The following is an 18,103-nucleotide window of genomic DNA, read 5'->3' as shown; positions in this document are numbered from 1 at the left end:
TCCTCAACGATCTTTCGGGTCGAGCGCGTCGCGCATGCCGTCGCCGATATAGTTGGCGCAATACAGGGTGACCGACAGCAGGCCGGCCGGGAACAGCAGGATCCACGGAGTGCTCTCCATCACGCCGGTGCCGTCCTGGATCAGTACGCCCCAGCTGGTCATTGGCTCTTGCACGCCCAGGCCCAGGAAGGACAGCACCGATTCGGTGAGAATCACGCCCGGCACGGTGACGGTGGTGTAGATCACCACGATGCCCAGCAGGTTGGGTACCACGTGGCGGAAGATGATGCTGCTGGTCGACACGCCGATGGCGCGCGCCGCCTCGATGTACTCCTTGGACTTGATCGACAGCGTCTGGCCGCGCACCACGCGCGCCATGTCCATCCACGAGAACACGGTGATGGTCAGCACCACCAGATAGAACTCGCGGCCAAGCAGGGTCACCATCAGGATGGCGATCAACAGGTACGGTACCGCGTACATCATGTCCACCAGGCGCATCATCACCGTGTCGACCTTGCCGCCAAGGAAGCCGGCGGTGGCGCCCCAGACGATGCCGACGGTGACCGAGGACAGGGTGGCCAGGAAGCCGACCATCAGCGAGATGCGGCCGCCGATCAGGCAGCGCACCAGCAGGTCGCGGCCGAGCTCGTCGGTGCCGAACAGGTGCCAGCTCTGGGCGGTCGGCGCCATGCTCATCGCGTCCCAGTCGGTGTCGGAGTAGGTGTGCGGCAGGAACATCGGGCCGAACACACAGGCGAGCGTGATCAGCACCAGGATGACCAGGCTGGCGACGGCGGCCTTGTTGCGCAGGAAACGCTCGCGCGCGTCGCGCCACGGGCTGCGGCCCTCGACCGGCGCGGCCGCGAGGTTGGCCGACAGGGTGTCGGCCAGGGTGCTTTGTTTAGCTTTGAACATAATCGGGCCTCACCTCAGTAGCGGATCTTCGGATCGAGCAGCGCGTAGGCGAGGTCGACCAGCAGGTTGAGCAGCACGGCGACCACGGTCACCAGCACCACCAGGCCGAGCACCAGCGTGTAGTCGCGGTTGCTGGCGCCGTTGACGATCAGCTTGCCGATGCCCGGCAGCGAGAACACCGATTCGGTCACCACCGCGGCGGTGATCGACGAGATCGCCAGCGGGCCGATCACCGACACCACCGGCATCAGCGCCGGCTTGAGGGCGTGGCGGAACACTATGGTGGACAGCCCCAGGCCCTTGGCGCGGGCGGTGCGGATGAAGTTGCTGTTCAGCACCTCGATCAGGCTGCCGCGCATTACCCGGCCGATCGTCGAGATGTTGATGAAGGTCAGCAAGGCCATCGGCAGCACCATGTAGGCGAACTTGAAGTCGTCCCAGCCGCCGGCCGGCAGCCACTTGAACCAGATGGCGAACACCATGATCAGCACCGGGCCGATCACGAAGGAGGGGAAGGCGCTACCGATGTTGCCGATCAGCATCACCAGGTAGTCGACCAGGCTGTTCTGGCGCAGTGCGGAGAGGATGCCGAGGCCGACGCCGATCACGACCGAGATCAGCAGCGAGCCGCCACCGATCGCCAGCGACACCGGCAGGGCTTTGGCCACCAGATCGTTGACGCTCCAGTCGGCGTAACGGAACGAGGCGCCCAGATCGCCTTCAAGCAGGCTCTTCAGGTAGTAGAGATATTGCTGCCACAGGGGCAGGTCGAGATGGTACTTGGCTTGCAGGTTGGCCAGCACCGCGGCGGACAGCTTGCGTTCACCATCGAACGGGCCGCCAGGGGTGGCGTGCAGCATCAGGTAGCAGACAGTGACGACCAGCAACAGCGTCGGGATGGTCATCAGCACGCGGCGGAAAGTATAGGACCACATGGGAGTAACTCCGGTCGGCCTCGCGCATGGGTCGCAGGCGCAGGTGCAGGCGCACCGACACCGCCCATCCCCTCGTGAGGGCAGGCGAACACCACGACGGACCGACAATACGTCAAACTCGGGCACGCCGCCGGCTGGGCCGGCGGGCGCCTGGATCTCAGTGGGGGCGGGTAGCCCCCGACCCGGCACCGTCATCCACCTGCTGCAAGGGAAGGCAGTGCCGGGCAGTGCTCGACATCCTCATGGACCTGATGCCCACTTCGGTGTCGCAGCACTATCCGCCCTGCCTGCCCGCCGCTCGCGACGGTGGAGAACGCTGCCTACACGGTCATACGCTTAGCGCTTGACGATGTACAGGTCCTTGCTGCGATACCGGTCCATCGGGTTCTTCAGCGAGTAGCCACCGACATACGGCTTCACCAGACGCGGCAGCGTGTATTGCAACAGCGGCAGCATCGGGTAGTCGTCCATCACCAGCTTGGCCGCTTGGGTCAGCAGTGCCTTGCGCTTGGCCACGTCTTGGGTTTCGTTGCCCTGCTTGATCAGCGCTTCGGCCTTTTGGTTGCAGTTGAAGTTGTCGTTCTGGGTCGAACCGCACTGCACCAGGGTCAGGAAGGTGGTAGCGTCGTTGTAGTCGGCCACCCAGCCGTTGCGGGCGATCTGGTAGTCGCCGTCGTGACGCTTCTTCAGCAGCACCTTGAATTCCATGCTCTCCATCTGGGTGTCTAGACCGAGCTTGGTCTTCCACTCGGAGGCGGCGAAGATCGCCATCTTCTTATGGTATTCGCTGGTGTTATACGCGAAGCGGATCTTGGTGCCCGGCTTCACGCCTGCGTCGGCCAGCAGCTTCTTGGCCTCTTCGACGCGCTTGGCCATCGGCCACTTCGACCACTCGTAGGTGGTCACATCGGCGCCCTTGACGCCGCGCACGACCACGCCGTAGGACGGCATTTGGCCGTCGGCGGTGACCTTCTGCGCCAGTACGTCACGGTCGATCACCATGGTCAGCGCCTTGCGCACGCGCACGTCCTTCAGCAACGGGTCCTTGTTGTTGAACGAGTAGTAGCGCAGGCCGAGCATCGGTGCGTTCTTGATCTCTTTCGGGAATTCCTGCTTGTACTTGGAGTAGGTGCCGGACGGCAGCTGGTACACCCAGTCGTTCTGGCCGGACTGGAACAGCTTCACGTCGGTGTTCTCATCCTCGACCGGCAGGTAGGTCACGCGGGTCAGCTGCACGTTCTTGACGTCCCAGTACTTCGGGTTCTTTTCCATGATCAGCTTGCTGTTGACCTGCCAGTCTTTCAGCACGAAGGCGCCGTTGCTGACCATCTTGCCCGGCTTGGTCCAGTCCTTGCCGAACTTGTCGACCACGGCCTTGTTGACCGGGCCGAGGTTCAGGTTGGACACCAGGTCCGGCATGAACGCCACCGGGTACGGGGTCTTCACTTCCAGCGTGTACTTGTCGATCGCCTTCACGCCCAGTGCGGTCACCGGCTTCTTGCCCTCGGTGATTTCCTGGCCGTTCAGGATGAAGATGCCGTAGGTCGAGGCGTACGGCGAAGCGGTCTTCGGATCGACGAAGCGCTGCCAGCCGTAGACGAAGTCGCCGGCGACCACCGGGTCGCCGTTCGACCACACCGCGTTCTTACGCAGGTGGAACACCCAGGTAGTCGGGTCTTTCTGTTCCCACTTCTCGGCCACGCCCGGTACCACCACGCCGTCGCTGTTGGTGGCGGTGAGGCCTTCGAACAGGTCGCGGGTGATGTTGTTGGCGCCGACCGACTCGGCCAGTGCCGGGTCGAGCGTCTCGGTTTCGGAAGCGTTATTGCGGATCAGTTCCTGCTTGGCGTCGAGCTGGACGCCGGCCGGAACCTTGGCGGCGAAGGCGCTGCCGGCGAAGGCCAGGGTCAGCGAAGCGGCGAGCAGGTGCAGCGTGGTCTTGTTGTGCATTTAAGCGAATCTCCCTCTATTTCTCGTCACCGGTTGGAGCGGGGTCTGCCGCCCCTTGGCCAGTGCTGATTTGTGTCGACGCGATCGGGTCGTCGTCGTGATTGGCGGAGCGGTGCTGGCGGCTTATGAACGACGCATTCGGACCGCCCGACAATCAGGCTGCGAGTATTTCAGAAGGATTTGGGCCGATCTACTCACAAAATTTTATGTGGAATGCGGTTTTGTTATAGGGGCGGGCCTACTTGAAACCGGCAGGGGAGAGGGAGTGGGAAGGTGGCTTGTGGCAGGCAGATCGTGTAAGTGTCGACAGCATGGCTGGAGGCATTTTCGGCGAAGTGGTGCAAACGACTTACTAAACCGCCGTGATAGTGCATGTTGTTACTATAATATTTGCTTATCGAATTTTAATTTTTTGTTGAGGCGTGTTATATGTTGAGGTTCTACCGTACAGGGGTCCGACATGATCCGATTTCGCCAGCTAGAAGCGTTTCGCTGCCTGATGATCGCCGGTACCAGCGTTGGTGCAGCGCGGCGTATGCATGTGACCCAACCGGCCATCAGCCGTCTGATTGCCGATCTGGAAGAAGACCTGGGCTTTCGCCTGTTCAACCGTAACAAGGGGCGGCTTGAGCCGACAGTGGCCGGCGTGCGCTTCTTCAATGCCGTGGAGGAGAACTTCCTGGGGCTGGAACGGCTGAAACAGGAAGCGGCCAACATCCGCGAGTCAGCCGCAGAGGGGCTGACGGTGGCCTGTCTGCCTGTGATCGCCAGCTCGGTGCTGCCGTTGATCCTGAAGGAGTTTTTCCAACATCACCCGGACGCGCCGATCAAGGTCGACTCGAACACCGTACCGGAGATCATGGTGTCCTTGCAAGACCTGAAGGCCGACGTGGCGCTGAGCCTGGCCTTTCCGCCTATTGCCGGCATCGAGGTCGAGCCCTTGCTGAGCGCGCGCCAGTTGTGCGCCATGCCGGCCGACCACCGCTTGGCCGAGCTTGATGTGGTGACGCCGGAAGATCTGCAGGGCGAGATGATGATTGGCTGGCTGCCCAACAAGGCGCAGACCTACGCGGCGGAGCAGGGCAGCCTGCACGATGCCGGGGTTAGCCCGCGCTTCATGGTGAAGACCCAAACCTCGCACACCCGCTATGCGATGGTGGCGAACGGCCTGGGCGTGTCGATCGTCGAGCCGTTCGCGGCCAGTATCTGGCAGGCGCACGGGGTAGTGCTAAGGCCGTTCCAGACGGAGCTGCGCCTCGACTATGTGGTGGCCTGTCCGAGCAATGGACTGCGCTCGGAACTGGTGCAGGACTTCCGCGCTGCGGTGTTCAAAGTGATGCGCAATTACGATTTCGGCGTCGGTGCTGAGGTGCAGTGCAACTGAAACCGCGCCGCACCCGTGCTGGTGCCGCACGGCAGAAACCGACATACTAACGGGGTTGATCATTTTTGCCGAAACAGGATCGCCCCATGCCTTTGCCCGCTCCCGCCGCTCCGCGTGAACGCCTTCACACCCGCCACATCCGTATCCAGGGCTATCGCCGCGACGACGGCCTCTGGGATATCGAAGGCCACCTCACCGACGTGAAGGACCATGAGGTACAGCTGGCTTCGGGGCCGCGTGCTGCCGGCCTGCCCATCCACGAGATGTGGCTGCGCCTGACCGTCGACGCCACGCTGACCATCCGCGATGCCTGTGCCGCCACCGATGCGATGCCTTATCAGGACAGCTGCGACACTATCACTGCGGTCTATCGCCAGTTGATCGGCCTGCGCATCGCGCCGGGCTTTACCAAGAAGGTGCGCGAGCTGTTTGGCGGGGTGCGCGGCTGTACCCACATCACCGAGCTGATCGGCACGGTGGCCACCGGGGCTTACCAGACCCTGGTGGGCCAGCTGCCGATGCCGGAGGACCGAAAGCCTTTCCAGCTCGACGGCTGCCATGCGCTTGATACCACCGGCCCGATAGTGGCGCGTTTCTATCCGCGCTGGTATCGCGGCGAAGGCGAGCGCCGCTAACAAAACCCCTTGGTGTTGTTATGCGACCTTGCCGTACTACTTGTACTGTCTGCGGCCGCATGCCTAGCCAAGGCCGCTTCGCTGAGTTTTGTTAGAGCCTGTTTACGATCTCGCGAAGGAAGGGTCAGCCAAGGCGAAATGGCGCGAAAAAGCGGAGTGTACTTATCGAGTAGATAAGCATGTTGAGCGTCATTTCAACGCAGGATCACCCGAGTGCAGCAGATCGTAAACAGGCTCTTAGCGGCGCTAAGCCCGACTCAGTGCTCGGCCGGTTCGGCCAGCGCCGTGCCCTTGTCGGCAATCCCAGCAGGCTTGCCCTGCCAGTAGCCGGCCAGCAGCGAGCCCGAGATGTTGTGCCACACCGAGAACAGCGCGCCGGGCAGGGCGGTCAGTACGGTGAAATAGGTCTTGCCGAGCTGGGCGGCGAGGCCGGAGTTCTGCATGCCGACCTCGATCGCCAGCGTGCGGCACACCGATTCGTCGAAGCCCAGCAGTCGCCCGCCCCAGTAACCTCCCAACAGCCCCAACCCATTGTGCAGGATCACCGCTGCGATCACCGTCAGGCCGACACTGGCGATGTGGGCCTGGCTGCCGGCGACGATAGCCGCGATCAGCGTGACGATCGCAATCATCGAGACCAGCGGCAGCCACGGCTCGATGCGGCGTACCTGGGCCGAGAACAGCCGGAACGCCAACAGGCCCAGGCCGATAGGCAGGATGACGATCTGCAGGATGCCGGTGAGCATGCCGACCATGTCGACGGCGATGGCCGCGTCGACATACAGTCGGGTGAGCAGAGGGGTAGCGATGACGCCGACCAGCGTCGACAGCGAGGAGATCGTCACTGACAGCGCCACGTCGCCGCGGGCGAGATAGATGATCACATTCGATGCGGTACCGCTGGCGACGCTACCGACCAGCACCATGCCGGTGGTGAGTTCCGGCGGCAGCTGGAAGGCCTTGGCGATCAGCCAGGCGGCCAGCGGCATCACCAGATAGTGCAGCACGATGCCGGCGGCGACCGGGCCGGGGCGGGTGAGCACGCGCTTGAAGTCGGCCGGGGTCAGCGTCAGCCCCATCGCGAACATGATCACCGCCAGCATCAGACCGGTATGTGGCAGGACGGGGGTGAAGCTGGCCGGGGTGAAGTAGGCGACGGTCGACAGCAGAATGGCCCAGAGCGGGAAAAGGCGGGTGATGTTGGCAAGCATATCCTCGAGCCCGATCGGCGGGCCTGGTGATGGCAGAGGCGCCATGCTACCGAATTGCATTTCCTGTGCATATTGTTGGTTCTGCATGGAATCTAGGGAATTCGGGGCTGGGCGACCAAAGGGCGCGTTTCTGCGAACTGGGGTTTTGTCGGTCTTGCCCGACCGGCGAGGTCCTTTCTTTTGCTTCACCAAAAGAAAGGAGCCAAAGAAAAGGTGACCCCACGACGCCGGCCCGCTTTGCGGGCTTCCCTGCGGGCGCCACGGCCAACGGGCGGCTGCGCAACTCGAGCCGACTACGTCGGCACTCGAACAGTGCTCGCCGACTACCCCCGTTGGCCGCGCCGTCCTCGGCGGCGTCGAAGGGAAATCGGTGACCGTAGGTGATGCCCACGACATTGCCCGGTTTGAAAAGCTGCGTGTCATTCGGCTCATAGATTGGCTGCCGGCTTTTTAACCGTCCGAATTCACTTTTGCTGCAATGATCCTGCCCATCCCCTTTTGCGCTGCCGAGCGATCGTCAAGCGGCCGGGTTTTAAGCCGCCGCATGTTCGAGCGCCGCGACGTTGGCGCGGTGCGAGTTCGGCGGCGCCCGGACGCTTGGCAGGCGCGAGGGAAGCCGAAGGTCAGCGCATCGGGGGTCGCCTTTCTTTGCTTCCTTTCTTTGGCAAAGCAAAGAAAGGAAGTCGCCGGTCGGGCGAGACCGACAAAGCTACAGTCCAAACCGACCTCCCCTAAATTTCGCAAAGAACCCTGTCGTTTGCGGGCAGCATGCTGCACAGGTGATCTAGAGAGAGAAGAGGCTGAATGCGATGCTGGCAGCCGGACAAATACGCCCTGACCTGCTGGCTGGCGCACGAGAGGCCAGGGTGTGTCCGCAATGTCACGTTACGGCCATGCAAGGATCGACGGTTCGACCCCGCCCAACACTGCCTCGGGATGGGTGCGCTGTAGCAGCTTCTCGATCTCGACGACGCGCCAGCGTGGTACGTCGACCATCAGCAGGATCTGACCACGTTCAATCGCACGCCGGAACGGCTTCAGCCGGGTATTGGGGGCCGAACTGCCGATCATGCTCGACGACCAAGCGCCAAACAGCACACCGGCCACGCCGGTGGCCAGCACCACGCTGCCCCATGGCAACCCCGTGTCGGACAGCACGACGAAGGCGCCGACCAGACCCGCGAACAAACCGGTGGCCCCGCCGACTACCGCGCCCAACTCGGCGCCGTGCACGATATCGGATTCTTGCAGCAGGTTCGCCCGGTGCAGGGTGGACAGGTCCAGGCCGTCCTTGGCGAGAAAGTGGATGTGCTTTTCTTCGATCTTGGCGAGCAACAGGTCGTTCATGATCCGCTGCGCGCTGAGGAGCTCGGGGATGAGGTAGTAGATCCGTTTGCGCATGCTGCACCTCCCGGATTCCATTGAAACAGTGTTAGCCACCACGCGAGGTACTTCTACTATTTATATACTTCGCCTCCCGGCATACCGAACCGGCTGCCGGGCGGTTGGGAACGCGGCCGCGACCGCCTCCCATCGCTGTGCTGAATCCGCTTGTCACCGAGGGTGCAAGCCGTTCGGTCTACGCTGCCATTGTCCGCGTCCTGCGGTCCGGCCGCGACACGCGATGTGCTAAGTTGAAACCAGTTTGGCGAGTCGTTGCAGGGCGCTTTCCCTCGCTCCGCTTGAGGGGGCGGATGCGGCCGATTTGCTCGCCAACGTGATCCGGCCTGTTCTCTGACCGGTGATGTCAACCCGCCGCCCTGATGGGGTGGGGAGGGTAGGTGGCCACGCAGGGTCGAGCAAATGGCACTCGCAATCGCACTGGTTCTCATCGTTGTTGCCGCCGTCCTATTCCACGTCATGAGTCCGTGGTGGCTGACCCCATTGGCGTCGAACTGGGGTCAGATCGATTTCACGCTCGCCATCACCATCGTGATCACCGGGGTTGTCTTCATCATCATCAATCTGTTCGTGGCCTACGCGGTGATCCGCTACCGCCATCACAGCGGCCAGCGGGCTGCATACCAGCCCGAGAACAAGAAACTGGAGAGCTGGCTGATCGGGATCACCACGGTGGGCATTGTCGCCATGCTGGCACCTGGGCTGCTCGTGTATGCCAAGCTGATCAACCCGCCAGACAATGCGCTGGTCCTGGAGGTGGTAGGCCAGCAGTGGCAGTGGAGCTTCCGCTTTCCCGGCAAGGACGGCCAACTGGGCAGCTCCGGCGTCGAGCACATCAACGCGGGCAATCCGTTCGGCCTGAATCCGCTCGACCCTCGCGGTCAGGACGATGTGCTGGTACAGGGCAATGAAGTGCACTTGCCATTGGGGCGGCCGGTCAAGGTGTTGCTGCGATCCAAGGACGTACTGCACGACTTTTACGTGCAGCCGTTCCGTGCCCGGATGAACCTGGTGCCGGGCATGGTCACGCATTTCTGGTTCACCCCGACCAAGGTCGGGCGCTTCGAAATCCTGTGCGCGCAGCTGTGTGGGGTCGGTCACTACAATATGCGCGGCATGGTTGTGGTGGAGGACGAGGCCGCGTTCCAGCGCTGGTTCGCCAGCCAGCCGACGTTCCATCAGACGATGACCACGTCGGCGAAGACGATGGGGGGAGAAGCCTTGGTCAAGCAGGGGGCTATGCTCGCTCAGTCGCAGGGCTGCTTCGCCTGCCACAGCACCGATGGCAGCGCCCGGGTCGGCCCGACCTGGAAGGGTCTGTACGGCAAGACGGAAACCTTCAGCGACGAGACGACGGCCAAGGTCGACGAGGCCTATCTGCATCATTTCATCCGCAACCCGACCGCCAAGGTGCCCAAGGGCTATCCGCCCATCATGCCCAAGTTCGACCTGAGCGATCAGCAGCTGGCGGCGCTGGTTGCGTATATTGAATCATTGGGCAAAGGCAAGGACGCCGTGGCTCAAAAATAACAGCAAGTCGCGGCGCAGGGCCGCTTTCGGACATCAGGGGGAGGCAAGCAAGGCGTCGCTTCGCGGCAAACCAAGGAGGCCACATGGCTTACTCCCACGGCGACGGGCATCACCCGCCGCAAAGCTTCTGGACCCGTTACGTCTGGAGTCAGGATCACAAGGTCATCTCGATCCAGTACACAATCACCGCGATCGTGATCGGGCTGGTCGGCCTTGTATTGTCCAACCTGATGCGGCTGCAGCTGGGCTTTCCGGGCCTCGTTCCCTTTATCGATCCCGCTCACTATTACCAGTTCGTCACCATGCACGGCATGATCATGGTGATCTATCTGCTCACCGCCTTGTTCCTCGGCGGCTTCGGCAACTACCTGATCCCGCTGATGGTCGGTGCGCGCGACATGGTGTTCCCGTTCCTGAACATGCTCAGCTACTGGGTTTACCTGCTCGCGGTGCTGGTGCTGGTCGCCAGTTTCTTCACGCCCGGGGGGCCGACCGGTGCCGGCTGGACGCTGTACCCGCCACAGGCGATCCTGCCCGGCACACCCGGCGACGGCGCCGGCATCATCCTGATGCTGGTGTCGCTGCTGATCTTCATCGTCGCGGCGACGATGGGCGGGCTCAACTATGTGACCACGGTGCTGCAGGCACGCACCGAGGGGATGACACTGATGCGGTTGCCGCTGACGGTGTGGGGCATCTTCATGGCGACCATTCTGGCGCTGTTGGCGTTTCCGGCGTTGTTCGTCAGTGGGGTAATGATGCTGCTCGACAAGACGCTCGGCACCAGCTTCTTCATGCCCGCGCTGATGTCGCTGGGGCAGGCGCTCGGTTACAAGGGCGGCAGCCCCTTGCTGTTCCAGCACTTGTTCTGGTTCTTCGGCCACCCCGAGGTGTACATCGTCGCGTTGCCGGCTTTCGGTATCGTGTCCGACCTGATCAGCACCCATGCGCGCAAGAACATCTTCGGCTATCGGTTGATGGTGTGGGCGATCGTGGCGATCGGCGTGTTAAGCGTGGTGGTGTGGGCGCACCATATGTTCGTCAGCGGCATGAACCCGTACTTCGGTTTCTTCTTCGCAACGACCACGCTGATCATCGCGATCCCGACCGCGATCAAGGTCTACAACTGGGTGCTGACGCTGTGGCGCGGCAACATACACCTGACGGTGCCGATGCTGTTCGCGATCGGCTTTATCAGCATGTTCGCGATCGGCGGCCTTACCGGGCTGTTCCTCGGCAACGTCAGTGTCGACATCCCGCTGTCCAATACCTATTTCGTGGTGGCGCACTTCCACATGGTGATGGGGGTGGCGCCGATCCTGGTGGTGTTCGGCGGCATCTACCACTGGTTCCCCAAGGTGACCGGGCGGATGCTGAACGACACGCTCGGCCAGCTGCATTTCTGGATTACCTTCATCGGCACCTACCTGATCTATTTTCCGATGCACTACCTGGGCTTTCTCGGTATGCCGAGGCGCTACTACGCCTATGAGAACTACCAGTTCATCCCGCCTTCGGCGCAGGTGCTGAACGAGTTCATCACCGTTGTCGCGCTGATCGTCGGCGTTGCCCAGTTCTTGTTCGTGTTCAACCTGGCGTGGAGCGTGTTCAAGGGCCGGGCGGCTAGCAGCAACCCGTGGGGAGGAACCACGCTGGAATGGCAAACACCCGACACCCCACCGGTGCACGGCAACTGGGGGGAGACGCTGCCGGTGGTGTACCGCTGGGCCTATGAATACAGCGTTCCCGGGGAAGCCCGGGACTTCGTGCCGCAGAACCTGGCGCCGGAAGGTGAGGGCGAAGGCGAGTAGGAGCGAGGATGATGGGCACGGTAATCCCGATGGATGGAGTTCGAAGCCAGAGCGGTCGTTCGCGTCCCGGCAAGGTGGGCCTGTGGGTGTTCCTGGCGGTGGTGACGATGTTGTTCACGCTGCTGCTGTTCGCCTACCTGATGCGCATGCAGTTTGCCGACTGGCGCGCGCTGCCGCTGCCGTGGCAGCTGTGGTTGAGCACGGTGCTGCTTGCTGCGAGCAGCACCGCGTTGTTCATCGCTCACCGGTGCGTGCAGCGCGGGAGGTGGCGCGAGGTGCGCGCGTTCGTGCTGGCGGGCGGCGCCTGTGCCGCCGCTTTCGTCGCCGGCCAGCTCTGGGCATGGCAGCAGCTGGCCGAGCAGCATTATCTGGTCGCGGGCAATCCGGCCAACAGCTTCTTCTACCTGCTCACCGGCCTGCACGGCCTGCACGTGCTCGGTGGCCTGATCGGCCTCGCGCTGACCATGGCCCGACTGAGGCGCGGCAGTGAGCAGGCCGGCGGGTACGTGCAGCTGTGCGCCCGCTACTGGCACTTTCTGTTCGCGGTATGGCTGGTGCTGTTCACGGTGATGGGGACGGTGACGCCAGCGCTGGCGAGGTCGATCTGCGGCGGTTTGCTTAGTTAAGGTCGGCCGACTCGTCACCCGCAGTGCATGAAGAGGTGAACGGACATGGAGCAGCACTCCCAACCCACCGCTCAGGACCTTTCTGGCCTGCCCTCCGGCTGGCGGGGCTTCGTCGCCGACTGGTCATCGGACCAACGGGCGTTCAAGGTGTCGTGGGGCAAGGCGATGATGTGGATCTTCCTCGTCAGCGACACCTTCGTGTTCAGCTGCTTCCTGATCGGCTACATGACGGTGCGGATCTCCACCACCGTAGTCTGGCCCAAGCCGCGCGAAGTGTTTGCGCTGTCGATCGGTGGCGTGTCGGTGCCGCTGCTGTTGATCGCCATCATGACCTTCATCCTGATCAGCAGCAGCGGCACGATGGCGATGGCGGTGCACTTCGCCTACCTGCGCGATCGGGCCAAGGCCGCTGCGCTGATGCTTGCCACCGCTGCGTTTGGAGCGACCTTCGTCAGCTTGCAGGCGTTCGAATGGACCCATCTGATCCTCGGCGAAGGGGTGCGGCCTTGGGGCAGCTCGCTGGGGGCGGCGCAGTTCGGCGCGAGCTTCTTCATGATCACCGGCTTTCACGGCCTGCATGTCACCGCCGGAGTGATCTACCTCCTGACCGTCGCGTACCGGGTGCTGAAGGGCCGCTACGAGAAGAGCGGCAACTACCAGATCGTCGAGATTGCCGGCCTGTACTGGCACTTTGTTGATCTGGTGTGGGTGTTTATTTTTGCGTTGTTCTATCTGTGGTGAGGTGAGCGAGATGTCGGCACAACACACCCATCCCGGCGGCCACGCCAGCGGTCAGCAGCACCCGATTAGCCTGTACCTGAAGGTATGGGGGATGCTATTCGTGCTGAGCACGTTTTCCTACCTGGTCGACTACTTCAACATCCAGGGCTTCTTGCGCTGGTTCCTGATCGTCGCGTTCATGTTGATGAAGGCCGGGCTGATCATCGGCGTGTTCATGCACATGCGTTGGGAGCGGCTGGCGCTGATGGTCGCGATCCTGCTGCCGCCGCTGTGCTTGATGGTGCTGATCGGCATGATGCAGGCGGAGGCTCGTTACACCTACTCGACGCGCGGCCAGTTTTTCAGCAACGCCCCGGTGGCGGATAGCACGAAGGCGAAGGGAGGCGGTACTAGGGAGTAACTCGGGTGCACAGCCGAACGGGCAGAATCATTACGCGAACCGTCGTTGCGCTGATTGCGCTGTTGGCCGTGCTGATCGCGGTAGCCGTCGTCGTTCTCGCCACGTTCGATTGGAACCGCGTGCGCCCCTGGGTCGACGACAAGGTGTCGCAGGCGATCGCTCGCCCGTTTGCGATCAACGGCGACCTGAAGATAAGCTGGCGGTGCCCTAGCGGCGAAACGGGCTGGCGCGCCTGGGTGCCGTGGCCGCGTTTCTCGGCCAGCCGCATTGTCATCGGCAACCCGGACTGGGCGAAACGCAAGGACTTCGCGACGCTCGACCAGGTCGACTTCGAGGTCGAAGCGTGGCCGCTGACCGAGCAGCGGATCGTGATCCCGGTCATCAATCTGGTGAACCCCTCGCTCGACTTCGAACGGCTGCGAGACGGCCGCAACAACTGGACGTTCAAGCCGCCATCGGCCAAGCCGACAGGCTGGACGCTCGCTCTGCACGACATCGCATTCGCGAAGGGCCACATCGCTTACGCCGATGAATTGGCACAGGCGAATCTACAGGCAACCGTCGATACGCTCGGCAAGCCGATCCCGTTCGCCGAGGTGCTGAAGCAACAGGCGGGACGGTCGACGCCGTCCGGCGCTGCGGTGCGAGCCAATCCGGCACCGGCGGGTGCACAGCCTTACGCACTCGGGCTGGTCGTGAAGGGCAGCTACAAAGACACGGCGGTGGACGGCGACGGCAAGCTCGGCGGCTTGCTGGCACTGCAGGACGCGAGTCGGCCGTTCCCGATCCACGCCAATCTGCGTTACGGCGATACGCGCATCGTGGCGGTCGGCACGTTGACTTATCCGATGCATCTGGCCGCGCTCGATCTGCGCCTGTGGCTGTCCGGCGTCAGCATGGCGCATCTTTACCCGCTCACCGGCCTGACGCTGCCCGCAACCCCGCCATACGCGACCGACGGACACCTGTCCGGCCAGCTGCGCTCGTCCGGCAGCGTCTTCAAGTACGAAAATTTTACCGGCAGGGTCGGCGGCAGCGATCTGAGCGGTTCGCTGACCTATGCCGCGCGGCAACCGCGCCCGTTGCTGACCGGAGACGTCGTGTCGAAACAGCTGCGCTTCGTCGACCTGGCACCGCTGATCGGCGCCGATACCAAGGCGAGCAAGCTGCAGCGCGGCGACACGACGGCGCAGCCGGCCGGCAAGAAGCTGCCGGTCGAGCGATTCCGGACCGAGCGCTGGGCGTCTATCGACGCGGACGTGCGCTTCACCGGCCAGCGAATCATCCGGCAGGCCAGCCTGCCGCTCCAGAACCTCTCCACCCATTTGACGCTGAAGGACGGCGTGCTGTCGCTCGATCCGCTGCGCTTCGGCGTCGCGGGCGGGGAGCTCGATTCAACGCTGCGGCTCGACGGCCGCCGCACGCCGATGGCCGGGCGGATGAATCTCAGCGTGCGGCATGTGAAGCTGAAGCAGCTGTTTCCGACCATCGCGGTGATGCAGAGCAGTTTCGGCGAACTGCAGGGCGATGCCGTGTTGTCGGCGACCGGTAATTCGATCGCGGCGCTGTTGGGGTCGTCGAACGGTGAGGTGAAGCTGCTGATGAACAATGGGGCGATCAGTGGGACGCTGCTCGAAGAAGCGGGGCTCAATGTCGCGAACATCGTGTTGTATAAGCTGTTCGGCGACAAGACGGTGAAGATCCACTGCGCGGCGGCTGATTTCGTCGCGACCCAGGGCCGGCTCGATTCGCGGCTGTTCGCGATCGACACCGAAGACGCGCTGATCACGATAAGCGGCCAGATCAACCTCGCGACCGAGCGGATGGATCTGACGGTGCACCCGCAGGCGAAGGGGCTGCGCGTGTTGTCGTTGCGCTCGCCGCTGTATGTGAAGGGCTCGTTCTCCAAGCCCGATGTCGGCGTCAACACTGGCGTGCTGCTGCTGCGTGGCGGCTCGGCTCTGGGGTTGGTGCTGCTTGCCCCACCACTGGCCGCGCTGCTGCCGCTGACAGCAATAAGCCCAGGCTCGGACACGTCGTGTCAGACGATGCTAGCGAGGATGCGGACGCCGCCACGGGTGCCCGCAAAGGCCGGCCGCTGAGTTCGCGTGGTGTCGGAAGCTGCGGGCATTGAGAAAATTCGTGGAATTTGTAGGGAACAGGAGGTTGGGTTAGTGACCTTGTCGGTCTCGTCAAAGAAAAGCCCCAAAGAAAAGAGATCCCGACGATGCCGGCCCGCTCCGCGGGCTGCCCTGCGGACGCCACGGCCAACGGGAGGCTGCACAGCTCGCGCCGGCGATACGGGCACTCGGACAGTGCTCGCTGACAACTCCCCTTGGCCGCGTCGTCCTCGGCGGCGTTGAAGGCAGATCAGTCCACCCCGGCACCATTGCCAGTGACCAGTACCGGTGCGGTATAGCCTGCCGGCTTGTCGCCCACGTTTGCGCCGCCGTACATCATCCCCTGCATCTCGTTGCTGAAGAAGTAATACGGGAACGGGATCTCCGGCGCGCTGACGGCATCGAGCCGCGCGGTCAACTCCAGCGGCAGCGTGAAATCTAGCGCCTTCAGATTCGCCTCCAGCTGATCCGGCCGCGTCGCGCCGACGATCACGCTGCCCACGCCCGGCCGGTTGGCAACCCAGTTGAGCGCCACCGCCGACATTGTCTGGCCGGCCTCGTTCGCCACCCGTTCCAGCTCGGCGACGATCGCCCAGTTGCGTTCGGTGAACTTGCGGAACGCCGGGTTCGGGCTGTCCTTCAGCGCCTCGAGCCGTCCTGTGCCTGCACCATCGACCCGGTACTTGCCGGACAGCAGGCCGCTGGCGAGCGGGCTCCAGGCGGTGACGCCGATGCCAAGCTCGGTGGCGAGGCGCGTGAACTCGTGTTCGAGATTGCGCTCGGCCAACGAATACTGCAGCTGTAGCGCGGTCAGCGGCTCCCAGCCGCGCCATTCGGCCAACGTTTGCGCCCGCGCCGCGTACCAGGCCGGCACGTCAGAGAAACCGATGTAACGGACCTTGCCGGCGCGTACTAGGTCGTCGAGCGTGCGCATCACTTCCTCGACCGGCGTGATCATGTCCCACGCGTGCAGGTAGTAGAGGTCGAGGTAGTCGGTGTTCAGGCGTTTGAGCGATGCGTCGACGGCATGCAGGATGTTCTTGCGGCCGTTGCCGCCGCCGTTCGCATTCTGGCCGGGACCGAGGTTGAAGGTGAACTTGCTCGCCAGCACCACCCTGTCACGCGCCTGACGGGCAGCGACGAATTCGCCCAGCCAAGTCTCGCTGGTGCCGCCGGTGTACACGTCGGCGGTGTCGATGAAGTTGCCGCCGGCATCGAGGTAGGTGTCGAACAAGAGCTGCGCGGCAGTCTTGTCCGAGCCCCAGCCCCATTCGGTGCCGAAGGTCATCGCGCCGAACGAGAGCCGGCTGACGCGCAGGCCGCTGCGGCCCAGGATGTAGTAGTGATCGAGGGACATGGCGTGCTCCAGACTGGTGGAAAGACAACTGCATAATAGGCGGTGCATTTGCAGAGAAAAATGCTGATAACCTTTTCAGGTTATTAAGCAAAAACTTTGCAATGAAGCTCGATCAACTCGATGGCATCGTGGCGTTCGTGACGGTGGCGCAAAAGCGCAGTTTCACCGTGGCCGCAGCCCAGCTCGAAGTGAAGGTACCTACAGTGAGTCAGGCGGTGCGGGCGTTGGAAACGCGTCTCGGAGTGAGGCTGTTCAACCGTACCACGCGCAGCGTCGGCCTGACCGAGGCGGGCGAGCGCTATTTCGTCCGTGTCGCGCCCCGGCCGTCGCCGACCTTTCCGAGGCCACCAGCGATCTCGAAGCTTGGCGTGCTTCGGTTTCAGCAGTCCCCACAGCCTGTGGCGCACACGCCGAACCAGCTGCGCTCGTTGGTTCAGTAGTGCACATCGCCATAGCCTGCTTCGCCCCGTGAGTCCTGATCTTTTCATCAGGCATGTGGGAAGCCGATTATGTCCGGCGTTAGGGGACAGTGCTGCACTGATGCAGCAATGAGCCATTCGGGAGATTCAATATGAGTGCTCCAAAATACTGGTTTCCAGCAAAACGTTATGGCTGGGGCTGGGGGTTGCCTAGCACTTGGCAAGGCTGGCTTGTTCTCGGTGTCTATCTCGTGGCGCTGATAGTAGGTTGTTTGATATTTCGCCCTGCACAGCATCCGACCGGCTTTATCGTGTTTGTGGTAGCCATTTCGTTTTTATTGGGTGTTGTCTGTTACTAAGCTTTGCAAAAGTATTGTCACTGGCAGGCATATTGGCACTCAGGCTGGCGGAAGAACGATTTCACCAGCCCGGGTAGCTTTTGGATTCGACGCAAGGCGCCGATTGCTAGCCGCTTCATTTCCTCATGGTTTTGCACCAGACGCTTTGATACCTGGCGCTTCACGTGCGCCCAGACCTGCTCGTCCGGATTCAGTTGCGGCGAGTAAGGCGGCAAGTAGAACAGGTTGAGCTTGCCTTCCAAGCTCTCCACATAGTCCCTGACCAGCTTCGCCTTGTGGATCGGATGGCCATCGACGATCACAAAC

The 18,103-nt window shown here is 62.7% G+C and carries 17 protein-coding genes; 10 read left to right on the top strand and 7 right to left on the bottom strand.

Features of this window, described 5'->3' with window-relative positions:
• Positions 1–3: 3 nt before the first annotated feature.
• From QU481_RS10065 to QU481_RS10055, 3 genes are all read right to left on the bottom strand, one after another.
• On the bottom strand, positions 4–921 hold the full coding sequence (locus tag QU481_RS10065; RefSeq protein ID WP_435381952.1) for an ABC transporter permease subunit: 918 nt from the start codon (positions 919–921) through the stop codon (positions 4–6).
• An 11-nt stretch (positions 922–932) separates the two neighbouring features.
• Positions 933–1,853: an oligopeptide ABC transporter permease OppB gene (gene oppB, locus QU481_RS10060; protein ID WP_289829832.1), complete on the bottom strand. Its 921-nt coding sequence runs from the start codon at positions 1,851–1,853 to the stop codon at positions 933–935.
• Between the two features lie 336 nt (positions 1,854–2,189).
• Positions 2,190–3,803: a peptide ABC transporter substrate-binding protein gene (locus QU481_RS10055; RefSeq protein WP_289829831.1), complete on the bottom strand. Its 1,614-nt coding sequence runs from the start codon at positions 3,801–3,803 to the stop codon at positions 2,190–2,192.
• A 460-nt stretch (positions 3,804–4,263) separates the two neighbouring features.
• On the opposite strand from QU481_RS10055, the gene QU481_RS10050 reads away from it, so the two are divergent.
• On the top strand, positions 4,264–5,187 hold the full coding sequence (locus QU481_RS10050) for a LysR substrate-binding domain-containing protein (RefSeq protein ID WP_289829830.1): 924 nt from the start codon (positions 4,264–4,266) through the stop codon (positions 5,185–5,187).
• Positions 5,188–5,273: 86 nt separating this feature from the next.
• Entirely contained in the window at positions 5,274–5,822 is a 549-nt protein-coding gene (locus tag QU481_RS10045; protein WP_289829829.1) for a DUF2889 domain-containing protein, read from the top strand.
• A 257-nt stretch (positions 5,823–6,079) separates the two neighbouring features.
• Here QU481_RS10045 and panS read toward each other — a convergent pair whose 3' ends face one another.
• Both panS and QU481_RS10035 read right to left on the bottom strand, forming a co-directional pair.
• Complete coding sequence (gene panS, locus QU481_RS10040; protein ID WP_289829828.1) at positions 6,080–7,033, bottom strand: ketopantoate/pantoate/pantothenate transporter PanS; 954 nt, start codon at positions 7,031–7,033, stop codon at positions 6,080–6,082.
• Positions 7,034–7,918: 885 nt separating this feature from the next.
• Positions 7,919–8,434, bottom strand: coding sequence for a DUF1269 domain-containing protein (locus QU481_RS10035; RefSeq protein WP_289829827.1), 516 nt, complete (start codon positions 8,432–8,434; stop codon positions 7,919–7,921).
• Between the two features lie 402 nt (positions 8,435–8,836).
• Here QU481_RS10035 and QU481_RS10030 point away from each other — a divergent pair, with 402 nt between their 5' ends.
• The 6 genes from QU481_RS10030 to QU481_RS10005 all read left to right on the top strand — a co-directional run bounded on the left by QU481_RS10030 (position 8,837) and on the right by QU481_RS10005 (position 15,644).
• Positions 8,837–9,964 carry a cytochrome c oxidase subunit II gene (locus QU481_RS10030; protein ID WP_289829826.1) on the top strand — a complete coding sequence of 376 codons (1,128 nt, stop codon included), beginning with the start codon at positions 8,837–8,839 and terminating at the stop codon, positions 9,962–9,964.
• Between the two features lie 83 nt (positions 9,965–10,047).
• Positions 10,048–11,775 (top strand): cytochrome c oxidase subunit I, encoded by a 1,728-nt coding sequence (gene ctaD / locus QU481_RS10025; protein ID WP_289829825.1) that lies wholly within the window; start codon positions 10,048–10,050, stop codon positions 11,773–11,775.
• 8 nt (positions 11,776–11,783) lie between these two features.
• A complete protein-coding gene (locus tag QU481_RS10020; protein WP_289829824.1) occupies positions 11,784–12,401 on the top strand; it encodes a cytochrome c oxidase subunit 3 in 618 nt (205 codons plus the stop codon).
• Positions 12,402–12,446: 45 nt separating this feature from the next.
• The gene (locus QU481_RS10015; protein WP_289829823.1) at positions 12,447–13,142 is read left to right on the top strand and encodes a heme-copper oxidase subunit III family protein; all 696 of its coding nucleotides are present in this window, start codon (positions 12,447–12,449) and stop codon (positions 13,140–13,142) included.
• A 10-nt stretch (positions 13,143–13,152) separates the two neighbouring features.
• The gene (locus tag QU481_RS10010; RefSeq protein WP_289829822.1) at positions 13,153–13,542 is read left to right on the top strand and encodes a cytochrome C oxidase subunit IV family protein; all 390 of its coding nucleotides are present in this window, start codon (positions 13,153–13,155) and stop codon (positions 13,540–13,542) included.
• 5 nt (positions 13,543–13,547) lie between these two features.
• Positions 13,548–15,644: an AsmA family protein gene (locus QU481_RS10005; RefSeq protein ID WP_289829821.1), complete on the top strand. Its 2,097-nt coding sequence runs from the start codon at positions 13,548–13,550 to the stop codon at positions 15,642–15,644.
• Between the two features lie 268 nt (positions 15,645–15,912).
• Here QU481_RS10005 and QU481_RS10000 read toward each other — a convergent pair whose 3' ends face one another.
• Entirely contained in the window at positions 15,913–17,019 is a 1,107-nt protein-coding gene (locus QU481_RS10000) for an aldo/keto reductase (protein ID WP_289829820.1), read from the bottom strand.
• 101 nt (positions 17,020–17,120) lie between these two features.
• Between QU481_RS10000 and QU481_RS09995 the strand changes: the two genes are divergently transcribed.
• Both QU481_RS09995 and QU481_RS09990 read left to right on the top strand, forming a co-directional pair.
• On the top strand, positions 17,121–17,459 hold the full coding sequence (locus QU481_RS09995; RefSeq protein WP_289829819.1) for a LysR family transcriptional regulator: 339 nt from the start codon (positions 17,121–17,123) through the stop codon (positions 17,457–17,459).
• Between the two features lie 131 nt (positions 17,460–17,590).
• The gene (locus QU481_RS09990; protein WP_289829818.1) at positions 17,591–17,797 is read left to right on the top strand and encodes a hypothetical protein; all 207 of its coding nucleotides are present in this window, start codon (positions 17,591–17,593) and stop codon (positions 17,795–17,797) included.
• Positions 17,798–17,814: 17 nt separating this feature from the next.
• Here QU481_RS09990 and QU481_RS09985 read toward each other — a convergent pair.
• On the bottom strand, positions 17,815–18,103 hold a 289-nt coding region (locus tag QU481_RS09985; protein ID WP_289828758.1), incomplete at its 5' end, for a transposase.

The sequence above is a fragment of the Crenobacter oryzisoli genome (genome assembly GCF_030385785.1).
Classification (GTDB): Bacteria; Pseudomonadota; Gammaproteobacteria; order Burkholderiales; family Chromobacteriaceae; genus Crenobacter_A; species Crenobacter_A oryzisoli.
Note: the sequence above shows the minus strand (reverse complement) of the source record. Positions and strands in the feature narration are given on the sequence as shown.